The 21125-nt window shown below is 71.9% G+C and carries 18 protein-coding genes and 1 tRNA gene; 11 read left to right on the forward strand and 8 right to left on the reverse strand.

All coding sequences use genetic code 11. From position 1 onward, the window contains the following. The first annotated feature begins 50 nt into the window (after positions 1–50). Positions 51–1694, forward strand: a complete 1644-nt coding sequence (locus ACIRVH_RS24335; protein ID WP_403956599.1) for a DoxX family protein — start codon at positions 51–53, stop codon at positions 1692–1694. 79 nt (positions 1695–1773) lie between these two features. Here ACIRVH_RS24335 and ACIRVH_RS24340 read toward each other — a convergent pair whose 3' ends face one another. From ACIRVH_RS24340 to ACIRVH_RS24350, 3 genes are all read right to left on the reverse strand, one after another. After that, entirely contained in the window at positions 1774–2505 is a 732-nt protein-coding gene (locus tag ACIRVH_RS24340; RefSeq protein WP_403956601.1) for an NDP-sugar synthase, read from the reverse strand. An 85-nt stretch (positions 2506–2590) separates the two neighbouring features. Further along, positions 2591–3052, reverse strand: coding sequence for a hypothetical protein (locus ACIRVH_RS24345; protein ID WP_403956603.1), 462 nt, complete (start codon positions 3050–3052; stop codon positions 2591–2593). 208 nt (positions 3053–3260) lie between these two features. Continuing rightward, the gene (locus ACIRVH_RS24350; protein ID WP_403956605.1) at positions 3261–4394 is read right to left on the reverse strand and encodes an ABC transporter ATP-binding protein; all 1134 of its coding nucleotides are present in this window, start codon (positions 4392–4394) and stop codon (positions 3261–3263) included. 206 nt (positions 4395–4600) lie between these two features. Between ACIRVH_RS24350 and ACIRVH_RS24355 the strand changes: the two genes are divergently transcribed. After that, positions 4601–4674 (forward strand) — tRNA-Thr (locus tag ACIRVH_RS24355). A gap of 59 nt (positions 4675–4733) precedes the next feature. Here ACIRVH_RS24355 and ACIRVH_RS24360 read toward each other — a convergent pair. Next, positions 4734–6374: an FAD-dependent oxidoreductase gene (locus ACIRVH_RS24360; protein WP_403956607.1), complete on the reverse strand. Its 1641-nt coding sequence runs from the start codon at positions 6372–6374 to the stop codon at positions 4734–4736. Between the two features lie 200 nt (positions 6375–6574). Here ACIRVH_RS24360 and ACIRVH_RS24365 point away from each other — a divergent pair, with 200 nt between their 5' ends. The 7 genes from ACIRVH_RS24365 (at position 6575) to ACIRVH_RS24395 (ending at position 11809) form a co-directional block, all read left to right on the forward strand. Then, entirely contained in the window at positions 6575–7657 is a 1083-nt protein-coding gene (locus tag ACIRVH_RS24365) for a SchA/CurD-like domain-containing protein (protein ID WP_403956609.1), read from the forward strand. An 89-nt stretch (positions 7658–7746) separates the two neighbouring features. After that, positions 7747–8184, forward strand: coding sequence for a cupin domain-containing protein (locus tag ACIRVH_RS24370; RefSeq protein ID WP_403957135.1), 438 nt, complete (start codon positions 7747–7749; stop codon positions 8182–8184). Next, a complete protein-coding gene (locus tag ACIRVH_RS24375; protein WP_403956611.1) occupies positions 8181–9461 on the forward strand; it encodes a beta-ketoacyl-[acyl-carrier-protein] synthase family protein in 1281 nt (426 codons plus the stop codon). The genes ACIRVH_RS24370 and ACIRVH_RS24375 overlap by 4 nt, the downstream gene beginning before the upstream one ends. Continuing rightward, on the forward strand, positions 9458–10705 hold the full coding sequence (locus tag ACIRVH_RS24380; RefSeq protein WP_403956613.1) for a ketosynthase chain-length factor: 1248 nt from the start codon (positions 9458–9460) through the stop codon (positions 10703–10705). The genes ACIRVH_RS24375 and ACIRVH_RS24380 overlap by 4 nt, the downstream gene beginning before the upstream one ends. Before the next feature lie 19 nt (positions 10706–10724). Further along, positions 10725–10982: an acyl carrier protein gene (locus ACIRVH_RS24385; protein ID WP_403956615.1), complete on the forward strand. Its 258-nt coding sequence runs from the start codon at positions 10725–10727 to the stop codon at positions 10980–10982. Between the two features lies 1 nt (position 10983). Further along, on the forward strand, positions 10984–11463 hold the full coding sequence (locus tag ACIRVH_RS24390; protein WP_403956617.1) for an SRPBCC family protein: 480 nt from the start codon (positions 10984–10986) through the stop codon (positions 11461–11463). Between the two features lie 22 nt (positions 11464–11485). Next, positions 11486–11809, forward strand: coding sequence for a TcmI family type II polyketide cyclase (locus tag ACIRVH_RS24395; RefSeq protein ID WP_403956619.1), 324 nt, complete (start codon positions 11486–11488; stop codon positions 11807–11809). 105 nt (positions 11810–11914) lie between these two features. Here the strand turns inward: ACIRVH_RS24395 and ACIRVH_RS24400 are convergent, their stop codons facing one another. The 3 genes from ACIRVH_RS24400 to ACIRVH_RS24410 are packed head-to-tail and all read right to left on the reverse strand — an operon-like array spanning position 11915 to position 15022. After that, positions 11915–12943 (reverse strand): methyltransferase, encoded by a 1029-nt coding sequence (locus tag ACIRVH_RS24400; protein ID WP_403956621.1) that lies wholly within the window; start codon positions 12941–12943, stop codon positions 11915–11917. A gap of 55 nt (positions 12944–12998) precedes the next feature. Further along, positions 12999–14069, reverse strand: a complete 1071-nt coding sequence (locus tag ACIRVH_RS24405; RefSeq protein ID WP_403956623.1) for a nitrous oxide reductase family maturation protein NosD — start codon at positions 14067–14069, stop codon at positions 12999–13001. 59 nt (positions 14070–14128) lie between these two features. After that, complete coding sequence (locus ACIRVH_RS24410; RefSeq protein ID WP_403956625.1) at positions 14129–15022, reverse strand: aminoglycoside phosphotransferase family protein; 894 nt, start codon at positions 15020–15022, stop codon at positions 14129–14131. A 22-nt stretch (positions 15023–15044) separates the two neighbouring features. Here ACIRVH_RS24410 and ACIRVH_RS24415 point away from each other — a divergent pair, with 22 nt between their 5' ends. Further along, positions 15045–15764, forward strand: a complete 720-nt coding sequence (locus ACIRVH_RS24415; RefSeq protein ID WP_403957138.1) for a rhomboid-like protein — start codon at positions 15045–15047, stop codon at positions 15762–15764. Between the two features lie 17 nt (positions 15765–15781). Here ACIRVH_RS24415 and ACIRVH_RS24420 read toward each other — a convergent pair whose 3' ends face one another. After that, a complete protein-coding gene (locus ACIRVH_RS24420; RefSeq protein ID WP_403956627.1) occupies positions 15782–19546 on the reverse strand; it encodes a CHAT domain-containing protein in 3765 nt (1254 codons plus the stop codon). A gap of 76 nt (positions 19547–19622) precedes the next feature. Between ACIRVH_RS24420 and ACIRVH_RS24425 the strand changes: the two genes are divergently transcribed. Beyond that, positions 19623–21029 carry an NAD(P)/FAD-dependent oxidoreductase gene (locus ACIRVH_RS24425; RefSeq protein WP_403956629.1) on the forward strand — a complete coding sequence of 469 codons (1407 nt, stop codon included), beginning with the start codon at positions 19623–19625 and terminating at the stop codon, positions 21027–21029. The last annotated feature ends 96 nt before the right edge of the window (positions 21030–21125 follow it).

Below are 21125 nucleotides of genomic sequence, written 5' to 3' on the forward strand. Positions count from 1 at the left end.
ACACATCCGCCCGGCCAAAGCAGTGTCCTAACTCCACGTCACTCGGTTAGATGAGTGTGGACACCAGAACACCCCGCACACCCACGGGGGACCGCTCGTCGGGATTCGACGACGTTCCCGCGCTGAGCATGGTGAAGGTGCCGAGCGATCCGGCGCAGGTCATCGTCAATCACGCCAGCTTCCGCGTGCAGCTGGGCGCGTCGGCGAAACGCAGCCAATCCTCGTGGATCGCCGGGCACCTGAGCGCCACCCAGGCCACCGCCCGTATGCCGGTCGTGGGCACGGGGGGCCGGGCCGGCGCGGCGGCGGGCCGCCGCCGCCCCGTCGTGTGGAGCGGCAGGTCCGCCCCCGACGACACCGGCGCCCACCGGCTGCTCCAGGCCGTGCGGGGCAGCAGCGTCCGCCACGCCGACGAGCCCGTCGAGGCCGGCGCCACCCGGGTCATCCCGCGCGTCGGGACCGGCTACGCCGACCGCTACGACGCGTTCGACCAGACCGTCGAGACCCCCGTCGTCGGCCACCAGCGCACCGCCCCCGAGGACGGCACCCGACTCCTGCCCCACATGCGCACGGCCGGCAGCGCCTACGACGAACCCGCGTACGCCGACGGCGAGTTCGACGACTACGAGGAGAGCGCCGGGGCGGGCGACCGCCCCGCCAAGCGCCACGGCGACGACCCGGCCCGGCACGCCTACTACCCCGGCCGCCGGATGAACCTCGGCGTGGTCCTGCTCCCCCTGCGCATCTTCCTCGGCTTCATCTCCATCTACGCCGGCATGGGCAAGCTGTGCGACCCCGTCTACTTCGACGGCGGCAAGCGCGGCTCCATGGTCAAGTGGCTCAACACCCTGCACCCGTGGGAAGTCGCAGAGCCCCTGCGCCAGTTCGCCCTGCACCACCCGGTCGGCTCCGGCCTGGTCATCGCCTTCCTCCAGGTGGTCGTGGGCGTCCTGACCATCCTCGGCTGCTGGCAGCGCGTCGCCGCCGTGGTCGGCGCCCTGCTCTCCGCCGCCCTGATCGTCACCGTCAGCTGGAAGACGGTCCCCGCCTACGACACCCCCGACATCATCTACCTCGCCGCCTGGTCCCCGCTGATCATCGCCGGCGCCCCCGTCTACTCCGTCGACGGCCGCCTCGCCGGCAGCGCCTGGCGCCGGCTCGGCCCCCGCTCCGACATCTGGGAGCTGCGCCGCTACGTCCTGCGCCGCGGCTCGCTCGTCACGGCCGTCACCGTCGGCCTCACCCTGCTCGCCGGTTCTCTGCTGGGCGGCGCCGTACGCGACTCCAGCCGCGTGGTCGTCCCCGGCCCCGGCGACGCCCCGCGCAACAACCTGCCGGGCTCCCCGCTGCCCGAGGAGCCCACACAGCGGCACCGGACGAGCCCGTCGGTCTCCACCTCGCCCACGGGCGGCGCCACGGCCGGTGCGAGCCCCTCCGGGGCGGCCGCGACCCCGGGCGCCAGCCACAGCGCCGGCGCGACCACCACGACGCCCACCCAGACCCAGGGCACCACGGGCCAGGTCCCGCCCCGCCAGTCCTCCCCGACGGGCGGCGCCCCCAGCACCACGGCGGGCCCGACCACCACGGGCGGCACCTCGACGGGCGGCAGCAGCAGCTCCACCGGCGGCACCGGCACCTCGGGCGGCACCACGTCCTCCGGCCAGCCGGGCTTGGTGGGCGGCATCCTGGGCTAGCCGAACGAGACAGCAAAGGGCCCCGTACCGCGAAGGTACGGGGCCCTTTGACGTATGGGGGACGGCTGTCCCAAGACGGCTACCGTCCCAAAGCAGCCAATTCCTTGGCCGCTTCAGTCAGGTCCTTGGCCGTATCGATGGCCCGCCAGTAAGCCCCCTGCGGAATCGGGAACCCGAACAGCTTCCGCTCCCGGGCCAGCCGGGGAAACGTCGTCCGCTCGTGATCCCCCCGCTCGGGCAGCAGCTCCCCGAACTCGGGCGAGAACACGTACACACCCGCGTTGATCTCGAACGGCGACGGCGGCGCCTCGATGAAGTCGGTGATGTGCCCGAACCCGTCGGTCTTCACCGCACCCCAGGGAATCCGGGGCCGGGCCAGCGCCAGCGTGGCGACGGCGTCCCGCTCGGTGTGGAAGTCGGCCATGTCCCGCAGGGAGAAGCGGGTCCAGATGTCGCCGTTGGTGGCGTACCAGGGCCGGTCGGGGTGGGGGAGGTGTGCGGCGGCGTACTTGAGGCCGCCGCCACGGCCGAGGGGCTCCGTCTCGACGATGGTGGTGACGGAGACGGGCAGGTCGGCCGTGTCCAGCCACTTCTGCAGGACCTCGGCGAGGTGGCCGCAGGAGACCACCACGTCCGTCACGCCTTCCTCGGCGAGCCAGGCCAGCTGGTGGCCGATGATCGGAGTGCCCGTACCGGGGATCTCGACCATCGGCTTGGGCCGGTCGTCGGTGTAGGGACGCAGCCGTGAGCCCTGGCCACCGGCCAGGACGACGGCTTGAGTGGGGCGCAACGCGGCGCTCGGATGGGTCATGTCCCGAACTGTACGTGGCGCCCCGGCCGGAATTCCGACTGCAACCTGCTCCTTAAGGAGCCGTTACCGAGTTCCGAACCGGCACTCAGCTGTGCGCGGCCAGGACCCCGGTGGCGAAGGCGGTGTCGCAGACCGGGCGGGCGTACGACTGGGCGCGCGAGGCGCCGTAGATGCGCACCGCCGCCCTGCCCAGGGCGCGGGCGATGGAGGTGCAGTGCTGCGCCAGCGAGGGGTGCCCGTTGACCGCCTGCTGGAGGTGGGTGAGGACCACGCCGGGGTTCTTGTCCTGCAGCTCGGTCATCAGCTGGTCGCGGAGCACGTCCTGCGGGGCCCGGGAGACCGCCTTCTTGGAGACCTCCGCCGAGGAGACGTCCGAGGCGGTGAGCACCGAGCTGGAGGGGCTTCCCGTCCAGTTGACCCGGGTGACCGCGAGGGTTCCGGAGAGCACCAGGACGACGGGCAGGACGAGGGCGAGAGTGCGGCCGATCCGGCGGGCAGGGCCGCCCCGATGGCCGCGTCGCGTCTGAGGGTTGGTGGAGTGCTTCACGCGTGTGAGGGTAGCGCTCGGTGCTGATTTGGCGACATTTAGTCACCCTTATGGGGGATGAAGTGGCGCTATTTTCTGGGTAGAGCGTTGACGTACGGTGCCCGAAATGATCGCTGTGCCGGGGTATTTCACGGCAATGAACAGGGCCCCGCGGGGGTCCGCGGGGCCCTACTCGTCAACGTGCGTGTAAACGCCCTGCTCAGGCCTGTCAGTCGGAGAGGCGCTCGCCCGTCGAGGTCGAGAACACGTGGATCTCGCCCGGACGCGGCACGACGTGCAGGGTGGCGCCCTTCTCCGGCACCTGGCGGCCGCCCACGCGGACGACCAGGTCCTTGACCTCGTCGCCGACCTCGGCGGTGCCGTAGACGTAGCCGTCGGCGCCCAGTTCCTCCACGACGTTCACGGAGACGGCGAGACCGGCCGGGGCGTCCTCGGTGTCCTTGGACAGGGAGGCGGCGGCGCCGCCCAGCTCGACCACCTCGAAGTGCTCGGGCCGGACACCGACGGTCACCGTGCGGTCACCCTTGTCGGTGGCGGCCTTCAGGGCGTCCCGGTTGACGGGGACGACGCTGTTGCCGAACTTCACGCCGCCGTCGGTGATCGGGACCTCGACCAGGTTCATGGCGGGGGAGCCGATGAAGCCGGCGACGAAGAGGTTCGCGGGCTTGTCGTACATGTTGCGCGGCGAGTCGACCTGCTGGAGGAGGCCGTCCTTGAGCACGGCCACGCGGTCGCCCATCGTCATGGCCTCGACCTGGTCGTGGGTGACGTAGACGGTGGTGATGCCGAGGCGGCGCTGCAGGGACGCGATCTGCGTACGGGTCGAGACGCGGAGCTTGGCGTCCAGGTTGGACAGCGGCTCGTCCATGAGGAAGACCTGCGGCTCACGGACGATGGCGCGGCCCATGGCGACACGCTGGCGCTGACCGCCGGAGAGCGCCTTCGGCTTGCGGTCCAGGTACTCGGTGAGGTCGAGGATCTTCGCGGCCTCCTCGACCTTCTGCCGGATCTCCGCCTTGTTGACGCCGGCGATCTTGAGCGCGAAGCCCATGTTGTCGGCGACCGTCATGTGCGGGTAGAGCGCGTAGTTCTGGAACACCATGGCGATGTCCCGGTCCTTGGGCGGCAGGTGCGTGACGTCGCGGTCACCGATGCGGATGGCGCCGCCGTTGACGTCCTCCAGGCCCGCGAGCATCCGCAGGGAGGTGGACTTTCCGCAACCGGACGGGCCGACCAGGACGAGGAACTCGCCGTCCTCGATCGCGATCTCGAGCTGGTCGACGGCGGGCTTCGTGGAACCCGGGTAGATCCGGGTCGCCTTGTCGAACGTGACAGTGGCCATGGTGAATGGGCCCCCTTCTACCGGCAGGAACGTGCCGGACGATCCGTTGTAGGAAGGTGGTTGGTGTAGTCCACGCGAGTGAACTGGCTCAGGACGGTACCTGGCGTTCACTCGTCTGTCAGTACCCGGGCGACTGTGAACTTCGCGGAAATTTTCGACAAGGGCCATCCCGGACCTGGGTACACTGCACGGGCGCGCAGGCGCACGCCTCCTTAGCTCAGCTGGTCAGAGCGCCGCTCTTGTAAAGCGAAGGTCGTCGGTTCGAATCCGACAGGGGGCTCGGCAGGGCGAAGGCCACCCGCACCGCACGGTGCGGGTGGCCTTTGTCGTCTGCGCAGGTCAGGACGTGTGGAGCAGGATCCGCAGGACCTTTCGCAGCTCCGCCTCCGGGTCCGGGACGGCGCCCGTCGCCCGCCACGCCACGAATCCGTCCGGCCGGACCAGGACCGCGCCGTCGGCGCTGGTGCCGTGGGCCCGGGCCCAGTCGGCGCCCTCGGCGTCGTACGTCAGGTCCGCGTCGGCGCCCGGGCCGATCCGGTACGCGTCGAGCCGTACTCCGTCCGCGTCGGCGATCCGGCGGGCCGCCGCGTGCCAGCCCGCGTCGTCCGGCGCGTCGGTGAGCAGGACCAGGGAGCGTTCGTACAGGTCGAGGGTGGACAGGCGGGTGCCGGCGCGGCGCAGCCAGAGGTGCGGGGCGCGGGTGCCGGGCCGGCCGGTCAGGTCCAGGGCGTCGGGGACGACCGGCTGCTCGGGGTCGGTGCCGAGGGCGGCGCCGTGCGGGTAGTGGTAGCCGAGGACGACGTTGAGGATGCCGCCGCGCTTGCCGGCGCCGACGCCGGGGGCGGGGGCGAAACCGGGGTGGCTGTGCTCGACCGAGCGGGCGGAGGCACGGGCGCTGGTGGCGAGGGCGACCGGGCGGCGCTCGGTGTCGTACGAGTCGAGCAGGCCGGGGCCGGCCCAGCCGGCCAGGACGGCGGCCAGCTTCCACGCCAGGTTGTGGGCGTCCTGGATGCCGGTGTTGGAGCCGAAGGCGCCGGTCGGGGACATCTCGTGGGCGGAGTCGCCGACGAGGAAGACCCGGCCGCTGGAGTACCGGTCGGCCACCCGTTCGGCGGCACGCCAGGACGCCTTTCCGGTGATTTCCACGTCGAGGTCGGGCACGCCCACCGCCTTGCGGATGTGGCGCCGGAGGCGTTCCTCGGTGAACTCCTCCAGCGTTTCGCCGTGCTCGGGGTGCCAGGGGGCGTGGAAGACCCAGCGTTCCTTGTTGTCGACGGGCAGGAGGGCGCCGTCGGCGTCCGGGTGGGTGAGGTAGCAGCAGATGAAGCGGCGGTCACCGACCACCTCGGCCAGGGCCGCGGAGCGGAAGGTGACGCTGACGTTCGCGAACAGGTCGCCGGGCCCCGTCTGGCCGACGCCGAGCGCGGTGCGGACCGGGCTGCGCGGGCCGTCGGCGGCGATCAGGTAGTCGGCGTGGACGGTGTAGCGCTCCTCGGTGGCGCGGTCGCGGATCACCGCCGTCACCCCGTAGGCGTCCCGCTCGAAGGACTCCATCTGGTGGTGGTAGCGCAGGTCGCCGCCGAGTTCCCGGGCGTTGTCCAGCAGGACCGGTTCGAGGTCGTTCTGGCTGCACAGGCACCAGCTGGTGGGGCTGGACTGCGCGAGTCCGCCGCCCGGGTCGATGTGCTTGAACAGCCATTCGCCGGCGTCCCCGACGAGGGTCGGCGTCTGCAGGATGCCGTGGTTCTCGGCGAGGAGTGAGGCCGCCGCCCTGATGTCCGGCTCGATGCCGGCCACCCGGAACAGTTCCATCGTCCGCACGTTGTTGCCGCGTCCGCGCGGGTGGATCGAAGTCCCGGAGTGCCGCTCGACGAGCATGTGCCGCACACCGAGACGGCCCAGGAACACGGACATGGACAGACCCACCAGAGAGCCGCCCACGATGAGGACGGGGATCCGGTGGTCGGCTTTTTGATGCATCGAAGTCTCCAGAGGCAGGGGTGCGCGTGTGGGGCGCCTGTGAGTTCTCATGCCCGGTGGCGCCCGCTCCGCGTGCCCAATCACCCACGTGGTTCATACGAGTCGCGGGGTGGTGGGGACCGGCACAGGATCAAGGAACGCTGCCGTCGCGTCACTCGCGGCCGGCGACGCCTCTGCCCCGCGAAGGAGATGTGTGCAGGATGACCACGACGTCTGAACGTCTTTCAGAAAAGCTGACACGCGAGGTGTCGAAGCGTGTCTCCCAGTCCGTGTTCGACGGCTCCCGGCTCCGGGTCGTTCTCCTGGTCGACGTCTACGACGGCGCACAGCAGCAGTTCCTCGAGGCGTACGAGCAGCTGTGCAAGCAGGTTGCGTCGGTGCCCGGCCATGTCAGCGACCAACTGTGCCAGTCCATCGAGAATCCCTCCCAATGGCTCATCACGAGTGAGTGGGAGAGTGCCCCGCCGTTCCTCACCTGGGTGAACAGCGAGGAGCACGTGCGGATGGTGCAGCCGCTGCACAGCTGTGTCCGGGACACCCGGTCGCTGCGCTTCCACATCGTGCGGGAGACCGGTGGCGCCGAGCAGACGCAGTCGGAGGAGCGCCGGCTGCAGGCTCACCCGCGCATCGGCGACGGCGTGATCCGGCACGCGCTGACCTTCACGGTCAAGCCGGGCAGCGAGAAGAAGGTCGCGAAGATCCTCGCCGACTACGCCTCGCCCGAGGCCCGGGTGGACGACACGACGCGGCTGTGCCGGACCTCGCTGTTCATGCACGGCAACCGGGTGGTGCGGGCCATCGAGGTGCGCGGCGACCTGCTCGCGGCGCTGCGGCACGTGGCCCGGCAGCCGGAGGTGCAGGCCGTCGAGAAGGCGATCAACCCGTACCTGGAGCAGGACCGGGACCTCGACGACCAGGAATCGGCCCGGATGTTCTTCACCCGGGCGGCGCTGCCGGCCGTGCACCACGTGAGCACGGAGGACCAGTCGGAGGGCAGGCGGCAGGCCCTGTACTACCCGGCCCGGCCCGGCCGCGGGATGCGGCTGGCCGAGCTGATCGCACAGACCGACTCGGCTGCCGCGGACGACGCGGCGAGCCCCGTGCTGCGCAGCACGGTCTTCCAGCGGGACGACGTGGTCGTGCGGCTGGTCGACATGCGCGGCGACCAGGAGGCCGAGGTGCTGCCGCGGGAGTCCCGGGTGGCCGCCGAGGTGCGGGAGCTGCTCGACGCCGAGGTCGCCCGTATGGACCTGCTCACCGACCGCCGCTCGCCGGGCGCCTGATCCGGCGGCGGGGTCCCCCCACCGCCAAGCGCCGACGCAGCGCACATCCAACGGAGGAAACGTTGTCCATCAAACCCCGTCCGAAAATCGTGGACCTCAGTGAGGTCGAGCCCAACGTCCGGCGAGGTGGCGACCTGCGCGCCATGCTCACTCCTGCCACGGTCGGCTCCACCAGCGGCTTCATGGGCGTGGCCATCGTGCAGCCCGGTGACCGCATCGGGGAGCACTACCACCCGTACTCCGAGGAGTTCGTCTACGTCGTCTGCGGGCAGCTGGAGGTGGACCTGGACGGTGAGCCGCACGCGCTCCGGCCCGAGCAGGGTCTGATGATCCCGGCCCACATGCGGCACCGTTTCCGCAACACCGGCAAGGTGGAGGCGCGGATCGTCTTCCACCTCGGTCCGCTGGCCCCGAGGCCGCAGCTGGGCCATGTCGACACCGAGGAGACGGAGGTCATCGGGGCCGCCGCGGTGATCACCGAGGCGGATGCCGCGCCCGCGGCCGACCGGGGTCGGGTTCGGTCATGACCCGGCGCGTGGCGGTCACTGGCATAGGCATCGTTGCTCCGGGCGGCATCGGCGTACCGGCATTCTGGGATCTGCTTGCCGACGGCCGGACCGCGACGCGGGGCATAACCTTCTTCGACCCCTCGGGGCTCAGGTCGCAGATCGCGGCGGAGTGCGACTTCGACCCGGCGGTGCACGGCCTGGACGCGGACCAGGCCGCCCGGGCGGACCGGTACATCCAGTTCGCCCTGGTCGCCGGGGAGGAGGCGGTCCGGGACTCGGGTCTCGACCTGGCCCGGGAGGATCCCTGGCGGGTCGGGGTCTCGGTGGGCACCGCGGTCGGCGGCACCACCCGCCTGGAGCACGACTACGTCCTGGTCAGCCACCGCGGGCAGCGCTGGGACGTCGACGACCGCGAGGCGGAGCCGCATCTGCACCGGGCGTTCTCGCCCAGCACGGTGGCCTCCGCGGTGGCGGAACGTTTCGGCGCCCAGGGTCCGGTGCAGACCGTCTCCACCGGCTGCACCTCGGGTCTGGACGCGGTCGGGTACGCCTTCCACACCGTCGAGGAGGGCCGGGCCGACATCTGCATAGCGGGCGCGTCGGACTCGCCGATCTCCCCGATCACCATGGCGTGCTTCGACGCGATCAAGGCCACGTCCCCGAACAACGCCGACCCGGCACACGCCTCCCGGCCCTTCGACAACAACCGTGACGGGTTCGTCATGGGCGAGGGCGGTGCGGTGCTCGTCCTGGAGGAACTGGAACACGCGCGGGCCCGTGGCGCGCACGTGTACTGCGAGCTGGGCGGCTACGCCACCTTCGGCAACGCCTACCACATGACCGGACTGACCAGCGAGGGCCTGGAGATGGCCCGGGCGATCGACACCGCGCTCGACCACGCCCGGCTCGACCCCACGGCGATCGACTACGTCAACGCGCACGGCTCCGGCACCCGGCAGAACGACCGCCACGAGACGGCGGCCGTGAAGCGGGCGCTCGGCCACCACGCCTACGACACCCCCATGAGCTCCATCAAGTCGATGGTGGGGCACTCCCTCGGGGCGATCGGGGCGATCGAGGTGGTCGCGTGTGTGCTGGCCCTGGCCAAGCAGGTCGTACCCCCTACCGCGAACTACGACACCCCCGACCCCGAGTGCGACCTGGACTACGTCCCGCGCGTCGCCCGCGAACGGAAGCTGACCAGCGTCCTGTCCGTGGGCAGCGGGTTCGGAGGTTTCCAGTCCGCGGTGGTCCTGACCCGGACGAGGGACCGGACTAGGGAGAGGACAAGATGAGCGAACCGCATGACCGGCGCGCGGCCGTCACCGGCATCGGGGTGGTCGCGCCCAACGGCACCAGCACCGACACCTTCTGGAAGGCCACCCAGGGAGGTCTCAGCGTCCTCGACCGCATCACCCGCGAGGGCTGTGAGCACCTTCCGCTGAAGGTGGCCGGCGAGGTCCGCGCCTTCGATCCGGCGGTGACGATCGAGGAGCGGTTCCTCGTCCAGACCGACCGGTTCACGCACTTCGCCATGGCCGCAGCCGACTTCGCGCTGGAGGACGCCCGGCTCGGGCAGGCCGACACCTCCGGGGAGCCCTACTCCATCGGAGTGGTCACCGCCGCCGGGTCCGGCGGCGGTGAGTTCGGCCAGCGCGAGCTGCAGCAGCTGTGGGGCAAGGGCAGCCGGTTCGTCGGCCCGTACCAGTCCATCGCCTGGTTCTACGCCGCGAGCACGGGACAGATCTCCATCCGCCGCAAGTTCAAGGGCCCCTGCTCGGTCGTCGCCTCCGACGAGGCCGGCGGTCTGGACGCCCTCGCGCACGCGGCGCGGGCGGTGCGGCGCGGCACCGACGTGATCGTGGCCGGCTCCACCGAGGCGCCGCTGGCGCCGTACTCGATGGTCTGCCAGCTCGGTTACGAGGAGCTGAGCCGTGAGGAGGACCCGACCCGCGCCTACCGCCCGTTCACGGACGCCGCCTGCGGCTTCGTGCCGGCGGAGGGCGGCGCCATGCTTGTGGTCGAGGCGGAGCGGTCCGCCCGCGAGCGCGGCGCGGACATCCGGGCCTTCGTCGCCGGGCATGCGGCCACCTTCACCGGTGCCTCCCGCTGGGCCGACTCCCAGGACGGCCTGGCCCACGCCATCCGGCGGGCCCTGGACGAGGCCGGCTGCGCGCCCGAGGAGGTCGACGTCGTCTTCGCCGACGCCCTCGGGGTGCCGGAGGCGGACCGGGCCGAGGCGCTCGCGCTCGCCGACGCCCTCGGCGCGCACGGCACCCGGGTGCCGGTCACGGCGCCGAAGGCCGGCATCGGCCGGGGCTACTGCGCGGCGCCCGTGCTGGACACCGCGGCGGCCGTGCTCGCGATGGAGCACGGGCTGATCCCGCCGACGCCGAACGTCTTCGACGTCTGCCACGACCTCGACCTCGTGACCGGCCGCGCCCGCGTCGCCGAGCTGCGTACGGCGCTGGTGCTCAGCCGGGGACTCATGGGGTCGAACTCGGCGCTCGTGCTCCGGCACGGCGCCGTGAACGCCTAGCAGTACAGGAGGGAATCGCATGACCGCACAGATCACCGTGGACGAACTGGCCGCGCTGATGAAGAAGGCAGCCGGGGTCACCGTGGCCCCGGACATGCTGCTGGAGCGGGGCGAGTCCGGGTTCGACGCCCTCGGCGTCGACTCGCTCGGCCTGCTCGGCATCGTCGGCGAGCTGGAGAACACGCACGGCACCCCGATGCCGCCCGACGCGGAGCGCTGCAAGACGCCCCGGCAGTTCCTCGACCTCGTCAACAGCACTCTGATGGCAGGAGCCTGACATGGCAGGACACACACAGAACGAGATCACCATCGCCGCGCCGCTGGACCTGGTCTGGGACATGACCAACGACCTGGAGCGCTGGCCCCAGCTGTTCAGCGAGTACGCGTCCGTCGACGTCCTCTCCTGCGAGGGGAAGAAGACGACGTTCCGGCTGACCATGCACCCGGACGACAACGGCGTCGTCTGGAGCTGGGTCTCCGAGCGCGAGCCCGACCGCGACACCCTCACCGTGAAGGCCCGCCGCGTCGAGACCGGCCCCTTCGCCCACATGGACATCCACTGGCGGTACGAGGAGCTCCCGGCCGGCACCCGGATGGTCTGGACGCAGGACTTCGCGATGAAGCCCGACGCCCCGGTCGACGACGAGTGGATGACCGACAACATCAACCGGAACTCCAAGGTCCAGATGGCCCTCATCCGGGACAAGATCGAGAAGGCCGCCGCCGGACACCGGCCCGCGCCGGCCCTGGCCGACTGAGCCGGAAGGAGGAGCAGGCCCCATGCACCAGGCCCTGATCGTCGCCCGGATGGCCCCGGGCACCGCACCCGACATCGCCAAGGTGTTCGAGGAGTCCGACCGCGGAGAGCTGCCCCACCTGGTCGGTGTGGTGCGGCGCAGCCTCTTCCAGTTCGGCGATGTGTACATGCACCTCATCGAGTCCGAGCGCGAGCCCGGACCGGCCATCGCCAAGGTGACGAACCACCCCGAGTTCCGTGACGTCAGCGAGCGCCTGCAGGCGTACGTCAGCGCGTACGACCCGGAGACCTGGAGGTCCCCCAAGGACGCGATGGCACAACGCTTCTACGTCTGGGAGCGCGACTGAGCCGTACGGCCCGTCCGGACGGCCACCGGCCGCCGGGCCCGCAGCGTCGCGGGCCCGGCGGCCGGTGCTCTGTGTCCTTCGTGTCCTGCGTGCCCGGGTGTCCCGTCACCCGGACACGTGGCAGTCGAACGCGTGCAGATACGGGTTGACCGGCCGGATGTCCTCCACCTTGAGGCCCGCCGAGGTCAGCCTGCTCACCATGGAGTCGGTGGTGTGCTTGGCCCCGCCGACGTTGAGGAGCAGCAGCAGGTCCATGCCGGTGCTGAAGCGCATCGAGGGGGTGTCGTCCACCAGGTTCTCGATGACGACGACCCGGGTGCCGGGGCCGCCCGCCTCGACGACGTTGCGCAGCGTCCGGGCCGTGCTCTCGTCGTCCCACTCCAGGATGTTCTTGATGATGTAGACGTCGGCCTGGACCGGGATCGCCTCCCGGACGTCGCCGGGCACGATCCGCGCGCGGTGTGCGAGATCGCCGCCCTCGCGCAGCCGCGGCAGGGCGTTCTCCACCACCCGGGGCAGGTCGAGCAGACTGCCCCGCATCTCCGGGTACTTGTCCAGCAGGCACGCCACCACGTGCCCCTGGCCGCCGCCGATGTCCGCGACGGACCTGCTGCCGGACAGGTCCAGCAGAGCCGCCACCTCCCGCGCCGACTGCTCGCTGGAGCGGGTCATCGCGCGGTTGAAGACGTCCGCGGACTCGGGGGCGTCCTCGTTGAGGTAGGTGAAGAACTCCTTGCCGTAGAGGTCCTCCACGACGTTCCTGCCGGTGCGCACCGCCTCGTCCAGCTTCGGCCAGGCGTCCCAGGTCCACGGCTCGGTGCACCACAGGGCGATGGCGCGCAGGCTGTTCGGGTCGTCCTCGCGCAGCAGCCGGGACGTCTCGGTGTGCGCGAACGTGCCGTCCGGCTGCTCGGCGAAGACGCCGTAGCAGGACAGGGCGCGCAGCAGCCGGCGCAGCGGCTTCGGTTCGGTCTTCACCGCGGCCGCGAGGTCCTCGACGGCCATCGGCGCGTGGTCGAGGGCGTCGGCGACGCCCAGCCGGGCCGCCGCCCGGACGGCGGCGGCACAGGCCGCGCCGAACACGAGTTCGCGCAGCCGCATGGGAGGCGGTGGGGCTGTTTCAGCGGTCGTCATGTGCCGCCCTCTCTTTCTTCGGCGTTCGTCGGTCCAGCAGGGGCAGTGTGTGCGGTCAGCACAGGCCCGCGGGCTTGGAGGCCCGGCAGGAGTTGTGCTGGAAGGCGTTGCTCTTGCTGGTCTCGGTGTTGACCAGGTCCGCCGGGGAGTTGTTCGCGAGCATGTTGTCGCTGACCCGGTTCTTGTCCCCGGTGACGCCCACGAAGCTCTTGAACAGCACGATGCCGCCCGACAGCGGGGACTTGCCCGAGTGGTCGGTGACCAGGTTCCCGGTGACCGAGACCCGCTCGGTGCCGGTCAGGACGATGCCGGAGCCCTGGAGGGCGGGCAGTCGTTCGGTCTTCGGGCAGGACTTGTTGTTCTTGACGACGCGGTTGGCGGCCACTTCCAGGGCGCCGGCCTTGGGCTTGTTCTCGTCGCCGACGACGATCACCCCGGCGCAGTTGCCGGTGACGTAGTTCTCCGCGACGGTGAGGTTGCGCAGCCTGCGCACCGTGACGCCGATCCGGTTGCCCTCGAGGCGGTTGCGCGCGATCAGCGTCTGCCCGGCGTCGTAGGCGCCCGCTTCCTCGTTGATGGTGTTGGCGAGGAACAGGCCCGCGTCGCCGTTGTCGTGCGCGTAGTTGTGCAGGAGCTGCCCGTGCACGGACCGCTCCTGGGCGATGCCCCAGACGCCGTTCTTGTAGGCGTCCACCCGGCGGACGGTCATGGTGTCCGTCGCCATGCCGAACACGCCGGCCCGGCTGAAGCCGGTCACGGCCAGGTCCTCGACGGTGACGCCCTCGACGTTCTTGGTCTTGGTGCCCAGCACACAGATGCCGCTGCCGTGCTCGGCGCAGCTGCCGGCCGCCTTCTTCGAGGTCTTCTTGTTGACGGGCTTGATCACCGTTCCGGGGCCCACACCGCGCAGGGTCAGCCCGGGCGTCATGATCTTGACGCTCTCGTGGTAGGTGCCGCCGAGCACGAGCACGGTGTCTCCGGCCTGCGCGGCGTCCACCGCTTTCTGGATGGACTCGCCCGGGCGGACCAGCAGGGTGTTGTGGGCGGCCGAGGCGGGGGCCGCACCCAGTCCCGCGCCGACGAGCGCGGCGGTACAGGCGAGATATGCGAGGTGACATCTCTTCATATCGCGTACGGTATGACCGTTTAATTCCATGATGGCCGGATAGGCCGTCCGGCGGCGTGTCAGCCGCCGCGCAGCTCCCGCCCGATCTCCAGCTGCACGCCCTCCAGCGGCCGGCCGGCCTCCGTCTCCCAGAGACGGTTCTGCAGCACCCGCCCCGGCGTCCACGCCCGGGCCCGCTCCCGGTCCAGGCCCAGCGCGTCCGACAGCGCGTCGAAACGCCGGCGGGTCTCGGCGGGGTCGTACCGGTTGTCGATCGCGGGCAGCAGGTCGAAGCCGGGGTCGCCCGCCAGCGGCTTCGGGTCGATGGCCGGCCACGGCGCCCGGTCGGCCGCCAGGACGTTGTCGTAGTGCAGGTCCCGGTGCAGCAGCCGGTCGGCGGGCTCGGCGACCACCTCACGCACCGCGGCCGCGCAGTCCCCGACCAGGCGGCGGTCCGCCGGGTCCGGAATCCGGCCGAGCGCCCAGGGCACCCGGTCCAGCATCGCCCGCGCGACATCGCCCGGACGGCGTAGTCCCGCGGGGGCCGGCACGGACGTCAGCCGGGCCGGCAACCCGGCGATGACCAGGACCGCCTCGCGCGTGTCCGGCAGGCCGGTCGGCATGCGGCTCTCGTCCAGCCGCTCCAGCAGCAGCGTGCGGGTCGGTGCGTCGTGCTCCAGTAGCCGTACGGCCCCGTCCCCGTCCCACGTCCGCAGGGCCATCGGCTCGCCCGCGCTCTCCTCGTCGAGCAGCTGCAGCTTGCGCGCCGCCCTGCTGCCGTCGGCCCGGACGACCGGCAGGACCAGCGCGGCCACCCCGTACATCGCGGGCCCGTCGACCCGCAGCTCCCAGCGCCCGAGGAATTCCCCGGCCCGCCGCGGCAGGTCCGCGACGAACGCCCGCCCCGCCTCCCCGTTGAATTTCTCCTGAGAAGCGGCCGGCTCGCCAGGCACCTCGATCACCTTGCCGACCATACTGACGTCTGTGAATCGGGTCATCGGATTTCGGCGGGGGCTCCGGGCGGTCGCGGCCCATGTCCGCAGCGCCCCGGGCGTCACGGCCTACGTCCGCAGCGCCCCGGGCACCTATGTCTGGCTGCTGATCCTGTTCGTCACCACCGTCGCCCTGCACCACATGTCGCCGGACTTCGAGGAGGACTTCCTGCGGCAGCGGTCGACCAACATCCATGAGCTGTCGCGGAACCCGGTACGGGTGCTGATCACCAGCGCGATGTGGATCGACAGTGGGCACTGGCTGCCGTACGCCGTCCTGTACACCGTCTTCCACGCCCAGGCCGAACGCTGGCTCGGCACCCTGCGCTGGCTCGCGGTGTGCGTGGCCGCGCACGTGTTCGCCACGCTGATCAGCGAGCTGGCCCTGCTGAAGGCGATCCACGACGGCATGGCCCCGCACTCCGCGGTCAACACCCTGGACATCGGCGTGAGTTACGCCCTGGCGGGCGTGGTGGCGGTGCTCACCTACCGGATCGCGGCGCCCTGGCGGTACCTGTACCTGGTGGTCGTGCTCGCGGTCTACACGGTCCCGCTCGCCACCAGCCGCACCTTCACCGACTTCGGGCACTTCCTGTCCGTACTGATCGGCCTGGGGTGCTATCCGCTGGTCAGAGGCCGCGGCAGAGCATGGAACCCGAAGGAGACCCTGACCGCGCTGCGGGGCATCGCGACCGCCTCGTCGAGCGGCGGACAGACCGGCTGACGCGGTGGAGCCGCCCCTCACCCCGTGGCCGCGGGCGCAGGGTTGCCCTGGTGGGTGAAGGCGGCCCAGTGGTGCAGACGGTGGAGGTCGGGGCGGGTGGCCTCGCGGCGGAGAAGGCCGTCGAGGGTGTGTGGGACCTTGCGGTGCGGGTTGAGCATCCACAGCTGGGCGGCGCGCAGGGCGTCGGGCGGGGCCAGCCCGCCGGCGGTGAGGTGGTGGTGGAAGACGGCCATCATCACGGCGGTGGCACTGTCCCACACGGCCCAGCGGGAGCCCACGACGTCGGCGGCGCCACCCGTGACCAGCGCGGTGGCGAGGGTCAGTGCCTCGTCGTGATGGCGCGTGCTCAGGTCGGTCTCGCAGGCGCTGAGCACCACCAGCGGGCCCGCGGTGTCCGGCCGGCGGCCGTACGCACCGTCGAGGATGCCGGCCACGGTGAGCCGACCGGCCTCCTCGCCCGCGCCGGGCGGACCGGCCAGCCACAGCGCGGAGTCGGTGGGGCGCGGCGCGGCGACGGCGTGACAGGACAGATGGACCACGGACGCCGGTGACGCGCCGCCGGGCAGGACGGCGAGCAGCTCCTCCGGCGTGCCCGCGGCGTCCGGCAGCTCGTCCGTGGTGACGAACTCGCCGTAGCGGAGCGCGTCGGGGTAGCAGCCGGCCCGCAGCGCGGCGGTCTCCACCTCGGCCCACGGCAGGCTCAGCTCCGGGTCGGCGACGAGCACCTGCCGGCCGGCGGTGGGAGGCATCCGCCGCCGGGCGGCCGAGGCGAGGAAATGGGTGCCGGACGGGGCGTAGCTGAACACGGCCTCCTGGCAGGCGTACCGGTGGCCGTACTTGCCCAGACCCCGGATGCGCGCGGCGTGCCACGGCACTGCACCGAGCGGGCCGCAGGGCACCAGCACGATCCTCGGTGTCCGGGCGTACGGCCCGAGGGCCGCCGAGAGTGGGCGTACGGCCGTGAGTACCGGGCCCATGGCCGCCTTCCAGGCCCAGTCGCACAGGTCGTCCAGCGCGGCCTGCCAGTGCCCGTCCCAGGCGGCCTTCCACGAGGTGTGCAGGTCCGGGTCGGCGAGCGCCCGGGAGCGTTCCGCCGCGGCGTCGAGGTAGCGCTCCAGCGGCGGGCTGCCCGGGGCCTTCATCTCCGGCAGCGGAAGGATGAAGGGAGCGGCGCCCGGGCGCAGGATCAGCGCGTGGCCGAGCCAGGGGCCGTTGGACAGGGGCGCACCGGGCACCAGGTAGACCAGCGCGTCCGTGCCCGTGGCGGCGAGACCGTCCGTCAACCGGGCCACGTCCGCCGCGCCCACCAGCTGCCGGGTGCCCGACCCCTCTCCGGCACCGGGGTGGACGCCCAGCACGGACAGCGCCCTGCGCCGCAGCGCGCCCGGGATCGGCGGGCCGTCGGCCGACGAGGGCGGTGCGTCGCCGGTCCGGGACCGCAGCGGGTCCGTGGGGACCTGGGCACGCCACTGCCTGGCCAGTGCGGACTGGCCAGCGTCGTCGAGCAGCTCGGGGATGCTCCGGGCGGCGGAGGCGGCCTGCAGCACCAGGGCACGCCCCATCTCCAGATCGGCCACCGCGTCGGCCGGGCGGCCGAGCCGGAAGTCGACGAAGGCCAGCCGCCGCGTCAGCCGGGCGCCGTTGAGAGCCGCCGACAGACCGTGGTCGGCGCCGAGTTGGAGCAGGACGTCGGCGGCCAGTTCGGCCAGCGCCTCACGCGTGATCCGCACGAACGCCAGCAAGTCGTCGGCGGCCTGCGCGCCGGGCCGGGCGGAGCGCATGGCGTGGGCCTCGGCCAGAATCCTCAGGATGTCCACGCGCCGATGTACGCCACGCCCTTCGGCGAGCAGTGCGCGGACGCGGGTCAGCTCGGTGATGGCCTCGTCCAGAATCGCCGGGTCCTTCTCACCGCGCACAACGGCGAGTTGCAGCCGCAGGCCGATTCGGGCGCGCAGGTCGTACTCCTGCTCGTGGTAGGCCTCCGGTCGGTCGAGCGCCCGACGGAACTCGGCGAGGTCGCGTTCCAGGGCCGCTCGCTCGTCGGCGGGCTCTGCCGTTCCGGGCGCCTCGCGCTCGGTGGCCGACCGCGCGTCCGCGCGCAGCTTGTCGAGCTGCTCCAATCGCTTCGCCACCTTGTCGCGCCACTCGCTGTCCGCCGGCAGGGCGGCGTGCCGGCCACGGAGCTCCTCGCTCAGGCGCGGCAGCGCCTCGTGGTCTCCGGTGCGCTCCGCGCGCCGGAGCTCGCCGTCGGCGAGGGCGAGCGTGAAGTCGAGGGCCAGCGGTGCGTCGGGCGGCAGGGAGCCCTCGCCTTCCAGGGTGGCGCCCAGCCCGCGCATGGCGGCCAGGGAGACGTCGGAGTCGTGGAAGATGCCGCCTTGCGCGGCGGCATCGTCCACGATCTCGGCCAGCTCCACCCGCAGGGCCGTGGCCCACCACGAGCCCGCGGGGCTCGCGTCGAGCGCCTCCCTGAGCAGGGTGGCGGCGTCCTCCAGGTAGCCGGGATCTCCGGTTCGCTGGGCCAGGAAATGGTCGTACACGGCCGCGGAGCGCCGCTCGCGAATGCCGAGGTGGGAGACGAAGTCCTGCATATGGCTGTCGAGAAAGTCGAAGAAGCCGGGCTCCACGGGGAGGCTGATCGGCCACTCGTCGAGGCGGTCGCCGCTGCCGTCGTCCGGTTCCGGCTCGGGCCGCTCCACCGTGCCGAAGTCGACCGAACCGGGCTCCCTGGTCTCCACCGTGACGAGCAGGTAGCCGTGGAGTCGGGCGACCCGGGCCCGCTCGGGTGCGTCCGGCGGCAACCCGTGCAGCGCCCGCAGCACCAGGTCGGCGGCGCGGCGGATGCCGTCGGTGCCGGCTGCGCTGCCGGCGTCGGCCTGACGCAGCAGCGCCGCGGCTTCCGGGTCCACCAGATCCGCGCCGGGGCCGGTTCGCCCGTCGCCCTTGGGATGCAACTTGGTGTTCAGCCAGACCAGCACGCGGGTGAACTGCGGCGTGCTGCGTGAGCCGGCCAGGGCCACCAGACCGCGGACGGCGTCGAGCAGCGCGTCCTCGGGGGCGACGGCCTCATCGGCGTTCCGGGCGCTGTCGGGTGCGGCTGCCGCACCTGTGGCGGCCGCTTCGGTGGCCGCCACTGCCGCCTCCGCCACTGCCGTCTCCGCCGTCGTGCCGGGGGAAGCCCAGCCAGGGGTGAGGATCAGTTCGAGGTCCCGCTTGACGCTCGCGGTCCGCTGCTGGAGCGCCGGGTCGAGCGGGGCCGCGGCGATGCGGCCCACCACCTCCAGGGCCTCCGTGATGTCCCGGCGCAACGACTCGGTCAGCACCCGTTCGTCGGCGGCGGAGAGCAACGCTTCCTGAAGGGCGGTGCGGGTGCCGTCGGCGCGGGGCAGCATCCAGGGCACGAGCAGGAAGACCAGCATCATGCGGGCCTGCACCACGAGCAGGCTCTCCAGTGGCCAGTTGCGGTCCGCCCACCGCAGGCGCCGCAGCGCCGCCGTCCGCTCGCTCGAACCGGACGACGCGCTTTCGTCCCTGCTCAGGCAACGCACGCCGAGCACGAGGCCCACGTGGATGATGACGACAGGGAGGAATTCCTCCTCGTTCCGCTCGGTCAGCGCGACCTCCGCGGCGATCAGCCGCTCGCCCACCGGTGTCAACGTCTCGGCGGCCGGCCGGCGCTCCGAGAGGTCCAGCAGCCGTCGGGCCTCCCGTACGGCGTTCTCCGCCTCCTTCCGCAGTTCCGCCAACCCGGTGCCGTCGTCGTCCCGTCGAACCTCGCTGCCCATCGGCTCCCCCGCCGTGCGCGCCTCGCCCCGTAGGACCCACTTTCACTCAGTCTCCAGGAACGGTTAACGTCCGCACATGAGCAGCACGGCAAGCAGTGTCGTCAACGGCGGCATCTCCTTCTGGTACGCGGACGACGGTCTCCCGGCGGTGCGGGAGCCGCTGCCCGGGGACGCGTCCGCCGACGTCGTCATCGTCGGCGGTGGCTACACGGGACTGTGGACCGCGTACTACCTCAAGAAGGCCGCCCCCTTCCTCCGGATCACCGTCCTGGAGCAGAAGTTCTGCGGCTACGGCGCCTCCGGCCGCAACGGCGGCTGGCTGTACAACGGCATCGCGGGCCGCGACCGGTACGCGAAACTGCACGGCCACGAGGCCGCCGTACGGCTGCAGAAGGCGATGAACGACACCGTGGCCGAGGTCGTCGCGGTCGCCGAGGCCGAGGGCATCGACGCCGACGTGCACCGCGGCGGGGTGCTGGAAGTGGCGACCACGCCCGCCCAGTTGGCCCGGCTGAAGGCGTTCCACGAGCACGAGCTGTCGTACGGCGAGAAGGACCGCGAGCTGTACGGCGCCCGGCAGACCGCCGAGCGGATCAGGGTGGCCGGCGCCGTCGGCTCGACCTGGACCCCGTACGGTGCCCGGCTGCACCCCGTGAAGCTGGTGAAGGGCCTGGCGGCGGCCGTGGAGGCGCTCGGCGTCACCATCCACGAGTCGACCCCGGTCACCGAGATCAGCCCCAAGCACGCCGTGACCCCCTACGGCACGGTCCGCGCCCCCTACATCCTGCGCTGCACGGAGGGCTTCACCGCCTCCCTGAAGGGTCAGCGGCGCACCTGGCTGCCGATGAACTCCTCGATGATCGCCACCGAGCCGCTCACCGACGAGCAGTGGGCGGCCGTCGGCTGGGACGGCCGGGAGACGCTGGGCGACATGGCGCACGCCTACATGTACGCGCAGCGCACGGCCGACGGGCGGATCGCGCTCGGCGGGCGCGGGGTGCCGTACCGCTTCGGCTCGCGCACCGACAACGACGGCCGCACCCAGCCGGAGACGATCGAGGCCCTCCGGGAGATCCTGACCCGCTTCTTCCCGGCCCTCGCGGGCGTGCGCGTCGAGTACGCGTGGTCCGGGGTGCTCGGTGTCCCGCGCGACTGGTGCGCCACGGTCACCCTCGACCGGGCCACCGGCCTCGGCTGGGCGGGCGGCTACGTCGGCTCGGGCGTGGCCACCACCAACCTCGCCGCCCGCACCCTGCGCGACCTCGTCCAGCAGGACTCCGGCCAGGCCGGCCGCACCGAGCTGACCGACCTGCCCTGGGTGAACCACAAGGTCCGCAAGTGGGAGCCGGAACCCTTCCGCTGGCTCGGCGTCCAGGGCATGTACGCCACCTACCGCGCGGCCGACCGCCGTGAACTCCTCCACCCGGGCACGGAGTCCTCCCGCCTGGCACAGATCGCGGACCGGGTGGCGGGGCGCCACTGAGGCATCACGGGTCCCCGGGCCCCCTGGAAACCCGTTGAGGCTGTGTCGCACCTGTGTGCGACCATCGCCTCAACTACCGACCATCCAGGGGGAATT

The sequence above is a fragment of the Streptomyces sp. NPDC101165 genome (assembly GCF_044768135.1).
Classification (GTDB): domain Bacteria; phylum Actinomycetota; class Actinomycetes; order Streptomycetales; family Streptomycetaceae; genus Streptomyces.